The organism is Chelativorans sp. (assembly GCF_031180965.1).
GTDB lineage: Bacteria > Pseudomonadota > Alphaproteobacteria > Rhizobiales > Rhizobiaceae > Chelativorans.
Genome location: NZ_JAPSLH010000016.1, coordinates 11,343 through 23,872, shown reverse-complemented (window position 1 = coordinate 23,872; position 12,530 = coordinate 11,343). Strand labels below are relative to the sequence as shown.

Here is a 12,530-nt window from a genome sequence, read left to right as displayed (position 1 = left end):
CGGCTTGCCGCTCGTAGAGCTTGAGCTTCTTTTGCGGCTTGAGGGCCGCAGCGATGGAGAAACCGATGGCGACTCAGCGCATCCTCGACTTTCTCGCCACCCGACGTCCCGAGGGCCCCTGCCTCGTCGTCGATCTCGACGTCGTGCGCGAGAACTATGTTGCTTTCGAGCGGGCGCTGCCCGATTCGAAGATCTTCTACGCGGTGAAGGCCAATCCCGCGCCGGAAATCCTGCGCCTTTTGACGGCGCTCGGCTCGTCCTTCGACACGGCTTCCGTGACCGAGATCGAGATGGCGCTCGACGCGGGGGCGACGCCCGACCGCATCTCCTTCGGCAACACGATAAAGAAGGAGCGCGACATAGCGCGCGCCTACGAGCTGGGCATCCGCCTCTACGCCGTGGATTGCGTGGAAGAGGTGGAGAAGATCGCGCGCGCTGCCCCCGGCTCCCGCGTGTTCTGCCGTGTGCTCACCGACGGGGCGGGCGCCGAATGGCCGCTGTCGCGCAAATTCGGCTGCGTGCCGGCCATGGCCGTCGATGTCCTGCGCCGGGCGAAGGCGCTTGGCCTTGACCCACACGGCGTCTCCTTCCATGTCGGCTCGCAGCAGACGGACCTTTCCGCCTGGGACCGCGCGCTGAACGACGCCCGCACGGTGTTCGAGGCGCTGGCCGAGGAGGGCATCGTCCTCAAGATGGTCAATATGGGCGGCGGCTTCCCGACGCGCTATCTGCGTGACGTGCCGCAGGCGCAGGCCTATGGCCAGGCGATCTTCTCCTCGCTGCGGAAGCATTTCGGCAACCGCATCCCCGAGACGATCATCGAGCCCGGCCGCGGCATGGTGGGCAATGCCGGCGTCATCAAGTCGGAAGTCGTGCTGATCTCCAGGAAGGCCGACAGCGACGATGTGCGCTGGGTCTATCTCGACATCGGCAAGTTCGGCGGCCTGGCGGAGACCATGGACGAGGCGATCCGCTACCCGCTCGTCACCCCGCGCGACGGCGACGAGACGGCTCCGTGCGTGCTTGCCGGCCCGACCTGCGACTCGGCCGACGTGCTCTACGAGAAGACGCCTTATCCGCTGCCGGTCTCGCTGACCATCGGCGACGAGGTGCTGATCGAGGGCACGGGCGCCTATACCACGACTTACGCCTCGGTCGCCTTCAACGGCTTCGAGCCGCTCCGATCCTACGTGATCTGAGAGGCGGAAGCCTCTCGGGTCACGGCCGGTGCGGGCGTCTCGCCCGCCCGGGTTCGCTTGTGGAACCACCGCTTGTGAAGGATCGGGAAGAATGTCCCAGCACGCCGTCGAAACCTTTCGCACCGACCGCCTCCCGGCAACGGGAAAGGCGCCGGCTTTCTCCATCGCCCACGAGGCGCCCGGCGACATACCGGCGCGCGAGGCGCTGCTCGACCGCGCGATGGGCACAAAGCGCCGGCGCAAGTCCTCCGAAAAGCTGCGCCGCGGCCGCCTGCCCGCCGAGGGCCTGGCCTTTGTCGCCCGCAACGAGAAAAGCGTACTGGTCGGTACTGTACGCCTGTGGGATGTCAGGCTCGGCAATAGCGGCGCGCCTGCCCTGCTCCTCGGACCGCTCGCGGTCGAGCCGGCGCTGAAGGGCGCGGGTATCGGCGCAGCCCTGATGCGGCACGCCATCGCCGAGGCTGCGCGCCTCGGCCACACCGCGATCCTGCTCGTGGGCGATGCGCCCTATTATACGCGCTTCGGCTTCTCGGCGGAAAGGACGGACCGCCTCGCCATGCCCGGCCCTTACGAGAAGGAGCGCTTTCTGGCGCTGGAGCTGTCCGCCGGCGCACTTGACGGCGCAGAGGGCGTCTTGCAGGCGGCCGGGCGGCGGGTGTCTTCCGCGGCCTGAGCTACTTTTCCTTCCGCTTCTGGCTGCGCGTCCTGAACCAGAAGACGAGGAAGAACGCCGCCACGAAAGCCGCCGCGAGCAGGCCTGCCGCGGCGGTGGAGAAATTGCCTACCCACAGCATCAGCCGCGGCATGAAATAACCCACGATGCCGAAGCCGAGCAGGATGAGGGCGGCGGCGATGATGGCTCCGCGGTTCTCCTTCATCTGCACCCGTCTGGACGGCCAGGCGCTCCTTCGCACCCCCCATCCGCACTCGTGAAGCTAACCCTGGTCGCCACGCGCTCTTTCCCTGAAGGTCTCGAGTCTTTGCAACTGCCGCCCGTTGCTATCGAAGTTTTCCGGCGCAAGCCAGAGTTCCATGGCCCTGCGGATCGCCGGCCACTCGTGATCGAGCATGGCATACCACGCCGTGTCGCGGTTTTCGCCTTTCACCACCATGTGCTGGCGGAAAATCCCCTCGAAGCGGAAGCCGAAGCGGAGCGCAGAGCGCTTGGAGGGCTCGTTGCGGTCGTTGCACTTCCATTCGAAGCGGCGATAGCCGAGATCGTCGAAGACATGCCTGGCGAACAGGAACAGGGCTTCAGTGGCGAGCGGGGTGCGGGCAATGCCCGGCCCCCAATAGATGTGGCCTATTTCGGCGACGCCATTGGCCGCGTCGATGCGCAGGAGGGCCTGCCGCCCGCCAATTTCGCCGCTGGCGGCGTCGATGACGGCGAAGAAGAGCGGGTCGGGGCTGGCAGCCGCCTTTTCGACCCAGGGCTGGAAGGCCTCGCGGGTCTCCGGCGGATAGTCGCTGAGGAAGCGGAAGCGCTGGCCGGCATCCGGCACGCTCGAGGCGGCAAAGAGCCCATCGCCGTGGCGCTTAGGGTCGAGCGGCTCCAGCCGCACATAGCGGCCCTCTAGCGGCGCGCGGGCGGGCTCGGGCCTGGCGGTCCAGTGCTTCAGGTCGGTCACGGCGCTTCCTCGTTGACGTTTTTCCTGCCAAGCGTCACAAAAGCGCCCGCACCGCAACAGCACCAGATGGAAACGCCCGATGCTCCAGACCGTAGCCGCTTTCGACCGTATCGGCGAGGAGAACGCCTTTGCCGTCCTGGCACGGGCGACGGAACTTGCCCATCAGGGGCGCGACATCATCAATCTCGGCATCGGCCAGCCGGATTTCCGCACGCCCGAGCACATCGTCGAGGCCGCCGTGAAGGCGCTGCGCGACGGCCATCACGGCTATACGCCGGCGACCGGCATCCTGCCTGCGCGCGAGGCCGTGGCGAGGCGGACGCTGGCCACCACCGGCGTGGAGGTCTCGCCGGACAACATCATGATCCTGCCGGGCGGCAAGCCGACCATGTATGCGGCCATCGTCATGTTCGGCGAGCCGGGCACGGAGATCCTCTACCCGGATCCGGGCTTCCCCATTTACCGGTCCATGATCGAGTTCACGGGGGCAAAGCCCGTGCCGGTGCCGATCCGCGAGGAGAACGGCTTTGCCTTCTCGGCCGGGGAGACGCTCTCCCTGATCACGCCGAAGACGCGGCTTCTGATCCTCAACTCGCCCGCCAATCCGACGGGCGGCGTTACCCCGCGCGAGGAGATTGCAAAGCTGGTCAAGGGGCTGGAGGGGTACCCCCAGGTCGCCATCCTCTCCGACGAGATCTACGACGTCATGACCTATGACGGCGAGAAGGCGACGTCGCTTCTGACCTTCCCGGAAATCCGCGACCGGTTGATCGTGCTGAACGGCTGGTCGAAGACCTGGGCGATGACCGGATGGCGGCTCGGCTGGTCGATCTGGCCGGACCGGCTCTACGGCCTCGTGCGGAAGCTGGCCGTCAATTGCTGGTCCTGCGTCAACGCGCCCGCGCAATATGCCGGCATCGCGGCGATAGACGGTCCGCAGGACGATGTGGAGCAGATGATGCGCGCCTTCGAATCGCGCCGCAAAGTGGTGGTCGAGGGGCTGAACGGCCTGCCCGGCTTCTCCTGCCTCACGCCCAAGGGCGCCTTCTACGCCTTCCCGAACATGCGGGGCACCGGCTGGAAAGCCAAGGAACTGGCTTCCGCGCTTCTGGAGGAGGCCGGCGTGGCGCTCATCGGCGGGCCGGATTTCGGCATTCTCGGCGAGGGCTATATCCGCCTCTCCTACGCCAATTCCGAGGAGAACATCCTGCGTGCCATCGACAGGATGGGCGAGTTCCTGGCCGGCGGGAGAAAGTAGAAGCTAAGAACTGGTCCGGAAAAGTTGGGGCGGCACTTGGGCCGCCCCGATGCGAATCTGCTTGGGAGGAGGAAAGCGGATTCGACATGCCTATTTATACTGTGTCTTCTCCTAAGAAGAAGTTAACAACGCAACCATCGCGCGAATTCGGAGATTCTTCCACAGGTTCTTCGGGAAGGCTTCAGCCGCCGCGGTACCTCGTGGGCAGCAGGCGGGTGCGCTCGATGGAGATCGCCTTGATGAGCGCCACCACGCGCAGCCCCGGCCGAAGCGACAGCGCGTCCGCGGATTTCGCGGTGATCCGCGCCGTGAGCCTCTCCTGGCCAAAGCCGAGAAGGACTTCCGCGGAATTGCCGCGCCGCTCCACCTTCTCCACCTCGCACCGGAGCTGATTGCGGATCGAGAGCCCTTCATGCGCCGCTGTGGCTATGGCGATGTCGCCCGCGCCGATGCGCAGCCTTATCCGGCTTCCCGCCGGCAGCTCGTTTGCGGAGAGCTCGACCGGTCCGCCGGCGGTCTCGACCAGGACGGTCCCATAGGCCGCATCGAAGGCCACGACCTCCCCGTCGAGAAATGAGATGGGGCCGTCTTCCTCCCCGCCCGCATGGCCGAGGATTTCGGCAGGCGTGCCGGCCGCAACTACCCTCCCCGCCTCGATCGCCACCACGCGGTCGGCGAGCCGTGCCACCTCGTCCGTATCGTGGCTGACATAGAGGATCGGAATGCGCGCCTCGTCGGCTACTGCTTCGAGATAGGGAAGGATTTCCGCCCGCCTTTCCCGATCGAGCGAGGAGAGCGGCTCGTCCATCAGCAGGATTTGCGGCTCGGCGAGGAGCGCCCGGCCGATAGCGACGCGCTGGCGCTCGCCGCCCGAGAGCGTTTCGGGATAGCGGTCGAGATAGGTTTTTAGGCCGAGCAGCGCCACCACCTCCTCCACAGCCCGCATGCCCGTGCGCCGTCCGGCCCAGCGGGCATAGGTGAGATTCCTGCGCACGGAAAGATGCGGGAACAGCCGGTCCTCCTGGAACACGAAGCCGATGCCGCGCGCCCTCGGCGGCAGGTTGCTTCCCGTCTCGCTGTCGAAGAGCACGCGTCCCCCGGCGGCGATTCGGCCCCGTTCCGGCCGCACCGTGCCGGCGATCATCTTCAGGATCGTGCTCTTGCCCGCGCCGGACCGGCCGAACAGCGCGGTCACGCCGGGCTCCGCGCGGAAGGCGGCGGCGACGGCGAAACTGCCGGCCCGCCCGGAAATGTCCACCTCAAGCGCCGCCATTGCCGCCCCTCCTTTGCAGGCGCCGCGCAACCCATTCGGAGAGGATCACGGCGGCGAGGGCAAGCACGATCGAGATGACGATCAGGCGCAGCGCCGCCGCGTCGCCGGCCGGGCTCTGCATCAGCGCATAGATGGCGAGCGAAAGCGTCTGCGTCTCCCCGGGAATGTTGGAGACGAAGGTGATGGTGGCGCCGAACTCGCCCAGCGCCTTGGCAAAGCCCAGCACCGTGCCCGCGAGCAGCCCCGGCAGGGCGAGCGGCAGGGTGACGGTGAGGAAGACGACGGGGCGACGGGCGCCGAGCGTGGCGGCGGCCTCCTCCAGCCCGCGGTCGACCGCTTCCAGCGAGAGGCGGATGGGACGGACGAGGAGCGGAAAGGCCATGACTCCGGCCGCAAGCGCCGCCCCCGTCCAGCGGAAGGCGAAGCTCAGGCCGAACACGCTTTCGAAGAAGCGCCCGAGCGGGCCCTGCGTACCGAAGAGCACGAGCAGCCCATAGCCGGTCACCACCGGCGGCAGCACGAGCGGCAGGGTGACCAGCGCCTGCAGCGCCGCCTTGCCGGGAAAGCGGCCGCGCGCGAGCAGCCACGCGATCGCAAATGCCGGCACGAGCGAGACGGCCATGGCGGCGAGCGCCACCCTTGCCGAAAGCAGGAGAATGCCGAGCTCGGCTTCGCTCATGCGGCCGTTTCCACTATGGCAGCAGGCGCATCAGCGCGCGAGTGAAACCATGCGGCCGGCGCCCCACCGTCCCTCGTGTGAGGAGGGTGGGCGCGAGCCACGTCGGAGAGGGGCGCGACGGAGCTCGGCATGTCAAAGCGGCGGCGGGGCAAAGCCGAGTTCGCGGAATATCTTCTGCCCTGCTTCGCCCAAGAGGAAGTCGAGGAACGCCTCCGCCGCCGGACCGGCCTTCGCGGTGAGGGCCGCAGGATACACGATCGGCGGGTGGCTCTCCGCTGCAAAGGTATAGACGCGGAAAAGCCCGGCGGCGCGCTGGTCTGTGCCGTAGACGATCGCGGCGGCCACCTCTCCCCGCTCGGCCAGTTCCAGGGCCACGCGCACATTTTCGCCGAAGACGGCGCGGTCCTTCACCGCCTCCCATAGGCCGAGCGTGGTCAGCGCCGCCTGTGCGTAGCGGCCGGCGGGCACATGCGTGGGATCGCCCATCGCGAACCGGCCCTGGCCGAGGATGGCTCCCGGCTCGGCGGCCTCGGACGTCCTGGCGGCGATGACCAAGTCATTGGCCGCGACGAGCCGGCGGCTCTCCTTGCGGGTGAGGTCGCGCTCGGCGAGCCAATCCAGCCATTCCTGGTCCGCGGAGATAAAGAGGTCGGCGGGCGCGCCGGCCTCGATCTGGCGCGCGAGCGCGGAGCTTGCCGCCAGCGAGACGACAACTGCTATGTCCGTTCTTTTGCGGAAGGCGGCGCCTGCGCGGTCCATCGCCTCCTTCAGGCTGGCGGCGGCGAAGACGGTGACGCGTTCCTGCGCGCGAAGCGCTCCCGGAAAACTGGCGGCGAGCGCAAGGAACAGCGCGAAGAGAATCCTGGGCACACATCCTCCATGGCAGGCGACGCCAAGCGCCGGTTGCAGCAACAGGACGTGATGGTGGGCAGGCGCGGCATCCGCGCCCCGGATGCCGCCATGACCTTGACGCAGAGGCGGCCAATCACTGCCGCCCGCACCGGCCATGAAGGCGGCGCTCCGATACCTTATGCCCGGCGCGCCGCTGTTGGCAAGAAGGTCAGGGGACGATGGTCTCGGCCACCGTGGCCTCGATGTGATCAACCAGCGCATCCGGCAGCTTGAGGCGTCCGGCGAGCAGGTCGAGATAGCCCCGCTCGGCGCGCCCGTCCGGCTCGATCGCCAGCCGCGATGCCGTATAGAGCTCCACCTTCTGCTCCTCGGTCCTGGCGGCGGCGATCAGCGCGTCAAGATCGACCGGGCGCTCCAGTTCCTCGACGAGGAAGCTCTCCACCTCCTCCCCGATCCCGCTCTCCCGCAGCCGGCCGGCGATCTTCCGGCGCTCCGCCTCGTCGATATGGCCGTCCGCGCGGGCGGCCGCGATCATGGCGCGCACCAGGGTGAGCGCGAACTCATCCTCGCCCTGCGGCGCCTGAGCGGGATGGAAGCCGGTATTCTCCGGCGGCGGCAGGAGGTTTCCCTCCTTCGCGCCCTGGCCCGGCGTCTTGCCGGCCTGGTAGTCCTGATAGGCCTTGTAGGCGAGGCCGGCGATCGCCGCCATTCCGCCCAGCTTCAGGGCATTCCTCGCGAGCCCGCGCCCGCGGCCGGAGCCCAGAAGCACCGCCGCGATCGCGCCGGTGGCAAGCGGATTGTTCTTGGCGAATTGCGTCAGGCGCTCGGCGTGGCCGCCCATCCCCGATTGGGTGCCGGGCGCCCCGGAGCCCAGGAATTGGTCGAGCAGCTTCTTCGGATCGATCATGGAGGGTCTCCTGCAACAATCACTCAAGAGGTAGGCAGCCGGGCGCCCAATGCAAATGAGATTCGCCGGCTCTCCACCAGCGGCGGGGATAGGATCGCACAAGCAGCAAGGGGAGAGCATATGTGGCGGAGGAGATTGCGCAAAATTTTCAAATGCTTCGCCTGCCTGCCGGCACAAAGCGAAAATAATTGCGGCAAAATCGATCCCCGTCCTCCGCGCACCAGTGAGAATGGCCGGGAAAAAAGGAGCCCGATCCATGTTCTCTCCCGAAACCACCCGCCTCATCACCCAAGCCGCCGAAGGCGCCGATCTCGAACCCGCCGTGCTGCTGGCCCTCGTCGACGTAGAGGCGGGCGGCCGCACGCATGCGCTCGTCGAGGGTCGGATGGAGCCGCTCATCCGCTTCGAAGGCCACTACTTCGATCGCAGGCTGTCGCCGCCCGACCGCGAGATCGCGCGCCGGGAGGGGCTTGCCTCACCCTCGGCCGGCGCCGTCAAGAATCCGCCCTCCCAGGCAGCGCGCTGGCGCATGCTGGCACGGGCGGCCGAGATCGACCGCCCCGCCGCCTACGAATCCACCTCCTGGGGCGTCGGCCAGGTGATGGGCGCCCATTGGGCATGGCTCGGCTATGCGAGTGTCGATGCGCTGGTGGACGAGGCGCGCAGCGGGCTTCAAGGCCAGCTCGGCCTCATGCTGCGCTACATCCTGAAATCCGGCCTGGCACAGCCTCTGCGTCGCCATGACTGGGCCGCCTTCGCGCGCGGCTATAACGGTCCGGGCTATCGGCGCAAGAGCTATCACCTGCGCCTGGCGCTCGCCTATCGCCGGCATTCTCACCGCCCCTCCGGCGCGCCCGAGAGCGAGATCCTGCGCCCGGGGAGCCGGGGCGAGAGCGTCCGCCGCCTGCAGGCGCTGCTTTCGGCCGCCGGTTATCCGGTGGCAGCGGACGGGATCTTCGGCCGAAGGACGCGCGAGGCGGTGCTCGCCTTTCAGCGGGAACACCGCCTTGTGGCCGACGGCATCGTCGGCCCGCGCACCAGGAACGCGCTGGAAACGCAGCCTCTCGGCGGCGCGGCGGAGTTCTGGCGCGTATTGGCGGAGCGGTTGCGGCACGTCCTGCGGATGCTTGTGACGGAGCCGAAATAGGCGCGCTCAGCCCGCCTGGTTCTGCGCCTTGGTCGTGACCAGCACGCCTACAGCCAGGACTGCCGCACCGATCCAGGTGAGCGCTGCATAGCGCTCGCCGAGGAACAGGATTCCCGAAAGCAGGCCGACGGCGGCGCCGATATAGCCGATCTGGCTGAGATAGACCGGGCCGCCGACCGCCTGCAGGCGGAAGAAGAACGCATACATCGTCGCCGCCGCCACCACCTGGCCGATGACAAGAAAGGGGAAGTCGGCCAGCCGCTCGAAGGCGCCGATCTCTCCGGTCAGAAAGGTGCCGATCAGCAGCATGCCCGCAGCGGCAAGATGGCTGCCCACGGCAAGCTCTATCGGGCCGGTGTCTCCCGGCCAGTCCATGGTGCGGTAGATGTTTCCGGCGGCAAGGCAGAGCGGGGTGAGGAGGCCGACGCCGATCCAGAACATCTCTGCCGGGCGGCCGACCTCGCCGCGCGTCGTCGCGACGATCACCGCACCCATGAAGCCGATGACGATGCCGGCCGCGCCCAAGAGATTCGGCCGGCGCACGCCGAGCAGCAGCGAGAGGATCAGCGTGTTCACCGGCGTCAGCGTGAACATGATGCCCGTGAAACCCGCCCCCAGATGAGGAACCGCCAGGAACATCAGCATGTTCGGGCCGGCAAAGGACACTGCCGCGACGACCAGGAAATAGCGCAGGCGGTGGGCATCGAGCTGCACCCCGCCGCCGCGCGCGGCGAGCGCGCAGAGGAGCACCGCGCCCGCGCCGAAGGAGATGACAAAGGACCACACCGCCGGCGGAATGCCGTTTTCACCTGCCACCTTGCCGAGCGGCGGAGTGAGGCCGAGCAGCGCGCCATTGACGAGCAGGAGCGCGAGGGGCGAGTGCCACAGTCGTTTCATTGGCCTTCCCGTGATGGGCGCGGAAGTGGGCGCCGAAGGACAGGGCTGGAACTTGCATATTCTTTCCGCTACGGCCAGTGGGAAGAGCGCCTTGTCCTTGCGACAAAGCTGTGCCCACGCCCCGACCAAATGGTCCAACCGACTGCAAGACGGAGCCGCCCGTGAAGAAGAAGACCGAAAAGCTCTTGGAAGTGCTCACCGCCCAGCCGGTGATCCCGGTGCTGAGGATCGACCGGCTCGCCGACGCCGTTCCGCTCGCGAGGGCCCTGGCCAAGGGCGGCCTGCCGGCGATCGAGATCACCTTGCGCACGCCGGACGCCCTGGAGGCGATCCGCCAGGTGGCGGAGGAGGTGCCCGAAGCGATCGTCGGCGCCGGCACGATCCTTTCGGCCAAGGATTTTTCAAGGGCAGAGGACGCCGGCGCCCGGTTCATCGTTTCGCCCGGCGCGACCGCGGACCTCCTGGAGAAGGCGGAGGATGCCCGCGTGCCCTTCCTGCCCGGCGCGGTGACGCCCAGTGAGGTCATGGCGCTGCGGGAAGCCGGCTACCGGGTGCTGAAATTCTTTCCTGCGGAGCAGGCGGGCGGCGCCGCCTTCCTGAAATCCCTGGCTGCGCCCTTGGCCGATATGCGCTTCTGCCCGACCGGCGGCATCTCCAGCAAGAACGCCACCGATTACCTGTCGCTGCCCAATGTGGTCTGCGTCGGCGGCTCCTGGGTCGCGCCGGAGGCGGAATTGAAGGCCGGGAACTGGGAAGCCGTCGAGAATCTGGCCCGCAAGGCCGCGGCGCTCGGCCGCGGCGCCTGAGCCTCTCCCCAGAGCTTACTTACTCGCCGTCGAACTTTGCGAGCGGTTCGAAGACCACGGCCTTGCCCGTGAAGCGGCGGGGATCGGCGACCTTGTTGTCCGGCTGGAAGCCGTGCGTATAGACGGCGCTCGGCGCGCTGGCCATCTCCTTGCTGAAGCCGGGCGTCTTGCCCACCGGCCGCCTGTTCAGGACCGACTCGGGGCTGAGCGCGAGCTTCGCAACCACGGTTTGCACGGGAACGACCTTCGGCTCCGGCGCGCCGACCATATCGGTCGGCCGCGGCCGCCGGGCCTTCGGCGTGCTCTTCGCGCCGCCCGAAAGGAGGGCGGACGGTGACACGCCCTTGTTCTCCAGCATGGCCACGCGGGGCGAGGCCTCGACCGGTTGTGCCGCCTTCAGCGCCGCCTCCTTGAGTGCCGCGATCGCGGCGGGCGACATCGGCTCAGAGCTGGTGTCGGCTGCAAGTGCGTTCGCCTTGGCGGCCACGCTTTCTGCCGCCATCTCGCCGATCGCCGCGACATTTTCGGCTTCCGCGGGAACGGCGGCGACGGTCATCCCGGCCTTGTCCCCGCCCGGCCGCGTGTTCGGGACCGGCAGATAGGCTGCGGCGATCACCGGCTGCTCCGGCTTCACCACCTGCTTTTCCTGCGCGAGGAGCTGGGCGATGGCGTCCGCTGATGCGGCCGGCTCGGGGCGCCGCGTCGGCGTATAGGCAACGGCCGCCGGCAGCGCGGTCTCCGTGGCCGCGGCGACCTGGACGGCTGCTTCGGGCGGCGTGTAGTCCGGCCGCCGGGTGGGCAGCGGTACGTTCAGCGCCGTCAGCGTCTCGGCCGGCTGCTGCGCCTTCTCTTCGGCTGCGGCGGGCGCGACATCGAACGGCAGGGGAGCGCCGGAGACCTGCGCGGCGGCCGCGACGGCGGTCGTCGCGCCAACATCGGCGCTTGGGCGGGGCGCGGCGCGCGGCACGGGTATCTCGCGCGCCGGCAGCGCCGCGATCAGCGTGCCCGGGCTTTCCGGCTGCCGCTGCTGTTCCGCCGGCTGAGGCTGGAGCACCTGCTGCGGCTGCGGCTGCTGCTGCGCCGCGGGCGCTTGCCTGCGGGCCGCCCGCGCCGGAGCCGGCGCTGCGGCGACCTCGATCTCGGCATTGTCCTCCGCCTCGTCGGCGCCGCCGCCGAAGAGCGCGGCGAGAAGCCCGCGGCCGCGGCCGGAATCGTTGGCGATCTGGATCGAGCCGCCGTTGCGCTTGCGCGATTCATAGGCCGCGAGCGCCTGCTTGTAGCCGGGCATGGGCTTGCCGTCCGACGGCACGTAAAGAGTCTTGCCGTCGGGGAACAGGGCAGCCAGCTCCCTGCGGCTCATGCGGGGCCAATAGCGCACGCTGCCAACGTCCAGATGCACGAAAGGCGAGCCCGAGCGCGGATAGTAGCCGACGCCGCCGGCCTGCTTCTTGAGGGCAGCGGCGCGCAGGGTCGAGAGCTTCACGCCGGGAATGTAGAAGTCCATCGCCTTGCCGAGCATATGCTGGCTCTTCTCGGCCACGCCGTTGGAGCGGCTGCGCAGCATCGCGTTGGTCGCCGGCGAACGGTAGGCGGAAACCACGTGGATATAGTCGCGCGCGCCGGAGGCGCGGTAGACCTCCCACACGAGGTCGAGCAGCCGGGGATCCATCTTGGCCGGCTCGTTGCGCCGCCAGTCGCGCAGGAATCGGTTGATCTGGTTGAGACCGCTCTGCAGATAGCGCCCATTGCGCTTATAGGTGATTTCGGCGCGCTCTTTCGTATGGATGAAGTAGAGCTTCAGCGTGCGCGTCTCTGCGCTTGCCACGGGCGCGGCGGCCATGAAGAAGCCCATTGCCAGCATCAGTCCGGCCAGGAGCCTTTTCG

General features: G+C 68.2%; 13 protein-coding genes. 5 read left to right on the top strand and 8 right to left on the bottom strand.

The window, feature by feature from the left end:
* Window positions 1-65 precede the first annotated feature (65 nt).
* Complete coding sequence (locus tag RIN79_RS13300) at window positions 66-1,199, top strand: type III PLP-dependent enzyme (RefSeq protein ID WP_309085150.1); 1,134 nt, start codon at window positions 66-68, stop codon at window positions 1,197-1,199.
* Window positions 1,200-1,290: 91 nt separating this feature from the next.
* Entirely contained in the window at window positions 1,291-1,872 is a 582-nt protein-coding gene (locus RIN79_RS13295) for an N-acetyltransferase (protein ID WP_309085149.1), read from the top strand.
* Between the two features lies 1 nt (window position 1,873).
* Here RIN79_RS13295 and RIN79_RS13290 read toward each other — a convergent pair whose 3' ends face one another.
* Window positions 1,874-2,077, bottom strand: a complete 204-nt coding sequence (locus RIN79_RS13290) for a hypothetical protein (protein ID WP_309085148.1) — start codon at window positions 2,075-2,077, stop codon at window positions 1,874-1,876.
* A gap of 57 nt (window positions 2,078-2,134) precedes the next feature.
* Window positions 2,135-2,827, bottom strand: a complete 693-nt coding sequence (locus RIN79_RS13285; protein WP_309085147.1) for a GNAT family protein — start codon at window positions 2,825-2,827, stop codon at window positions 2,135-2,137.
* Between the two features lie 79 nt (window positions 2,828-2,906).
* Between RIN79_RS13285 and RIN79_RS13280 the strand changes: the two genes are divergently transcribed.
* Window positions 2,907-4,085, top strand: coding sequence for a pyridoxal phosphate-dependent aminotransferase (locus tag RIN79_RS13280; protein ID WP_309085146.1), 1,179 nt, complete (start codon window positions 2,907-2,909; stop codon window positions 4,083-4,085).
* Between the two features lie 181 nt (window positions 4,086-4,266).
* Here the strand turns inward: RIN79_RS13280 and modC are convergent, their stop codons facing one another.
* From modC to RIN79_RS13260, 4 genes are all read right to left on the bottom strand, one after another.
* On the bottom strand, window positions 4,267-5,358 hold the full coding sequence (gene modC, locus RIN79_RS13275) for a molybdenum ABC transporter ATP-binding protein (RefSeq protein ID WP_309085145.1): 1,092 nt from the start codon (window positions 5,356-5,358) through the stop codon (window positions 4,267-4,269).
* On the bottom strand, window positions 5,345-6,037 hold the full coding sequence (gene modB / locus RIN79_RS13270; protein WP_309085144.1) for a molybdate ABC transporter permease subunit: 693 nt from the start codon (window positions 6,035-6,037) through the stop codon (window positions 5,345-5,347). Before modB ends, modC begins: the two co-directional genes overlap by 14 nt.
* A gap of 132 nt (window positions 6,038-6,169) precedes the next feature.
* Window positions 6,170-6,907 carry a molybdate ABC transporter substrate-binding protein gene (gene modA / locus RIN79_RS13265; RefSeq protein WP_309085143.1) on the bottom strand — a complete coding sequence of 246 codons (738 nt, stop codon included), beginning with the start codon at window positions 6,905-6,907 and terminating at the stop codon, window positions 6,170-6,172.
* A 190-nt stretch (window positions 6,908-7,097) separates the two neighbouring features.
* Entirely contained in the window at window positions 7,098-7,796 is a 699-nt protein-coding gene (locus tag RIN79_RS13260) for a tellurite resistance TerB family protein (RefSeq protein WP_309085142.1), read from the bottom strand.
* A gap of 256 nt (window positions 7,797-8,052) precedes the next feature.
* On the opposite strand from RIN79_RS13260, the gene RIN79_RS13255 reads away from it, so the two are divergent.
* Complete coding sequence (locus tag RIN79_RS13255; protein ID WP_309085141.1) at window positions 8,053-8,943, top strand: N-acetylmuramidase domain-containing protein; 891 nt, start codon at window positions 8,053-8,055, stop codon at window positions 8,941-8,943.
* Window positions 8,944-8,949: 6 nt separating this feature from the next.
* Here RIN79_RS13255 and RIN79_RS13250 read toward each other — a convergent pair whose 3' ends face one another.
* Window positions 8,950-9,840 carry a DMT family transporter gene (locus RIN79_RS13250; RefSeq protein WP_309085140.1) on the bottom strand — a complete coding sequence of 297 codons (891 nt, stop codon included), beginning with the start codon at window positions 9,838-9,840 and terminating at the stop codon, window positions 8,950-8,952.
* A 161-nt stretch (window positions 9,841-10,001) separates the two neighbouring features.
* Between RIN79_RS13250 and RIN79_RS13245 the strand changes: the two genes are divergently transcribed.
* Complete coding sequence (locus tag RIN79_RS13245; RefSeq protein ID WP_309085139.1) at window positions 10,002-10,646, top strand: 2-dehydro-3-deoxy-phosphogluconate aldolase; 645 nt, start codon at window positions 10,002-10,004, stop codon at window positions 10,644-10,646.
* Between the two features lie 19 nt (window positions 10,647-10,665).
* Here RIN79_RS13245 and RIN79_RS13240 read toward each other — a convergent pair whose 3' ends face one another.
* Complete coding sequence (locus RIN79_RS13240) at window positions 10,666-12,507, bottom strand: DUF882 domain-containing protein (RefSeq protein ID WP_309085138.1); 1,842 nt, start codon at window positions 12,505-12,507, stop codon at window positions 10,666-10,668.
* Window positions 12,508-12,530 lie beyond the last annotated feature (23 nt).

Coding starts and splice junctions, on each gene's coding strand:
- modB (WP_309085144.1), bottom strand. CDS start 6,037: ATGAGCGAAGCCGAGCTCGGCATTCTCCTGCTTTCGGCAAGGGTGGCG.
- RIN79_RS13250 (WP_309085140.1), bottom strand. CDS start 9,840: ATGAAACGACTGTGGCACTCGCCCCTCGCGCTCCTGCTCGTCAATGGC.
- RIN79_RS13300 (WP_309085150.1), top strand. CDS start 66: ATGGCGACTCAGCGCATCCTCGACTTTCTCGCCACCCGACGTCCCGAG.
- modC (WP_309085145.1), bottom strand. CDS start 5,358: ATGGCGGCGCTTGAGGTGGACATTTCCGGGCGGGCCGGCAGTTTCGCC.
- RIN79_RS13240 (WP_309085138.1), bottom strand. CDS start 12,507: ATGCTGGCAATGGGCTTCTTCATGGCCGCCGCGCCCGTGGCAAGCGCA.
- RIN79_RS13295 (WP_309085149.1), top strand. CDS start 1,291: ATGTCCCAGCACGCCGTCGAAACCTTTCGCACCGACCGCCTCCCGGCA.
- RIN79_RS13255 (WP_309085141.1), top strand. CDS start 8,053: ATGTTCTCTCCCGAAACCACCCGCCTCATCACCCAAGCCGCCGAAGGC.
- RIN79_RS13260 (WP_309085142.1), bottom strand. CDS start 7,796: ATGATCGATCCGAAGAAGCTGCTCGACCAATTCCTGGGCTCCGGGGCG.
- RIN79_RS13280 (WP_309085146.1), top strand. CDS start 2,907: ATGCTCCAGACCGTAGCCGCTTTCGACCGTATCGGCGAGGAGAACGCC.
- RIN79_RS13290 (WP_309085148.1), bottom strand. CDS start 2,077: ATGAAGGAGAACCGCGGAGCCATCATCGCCGCCGCCCTCATCCTGCTC.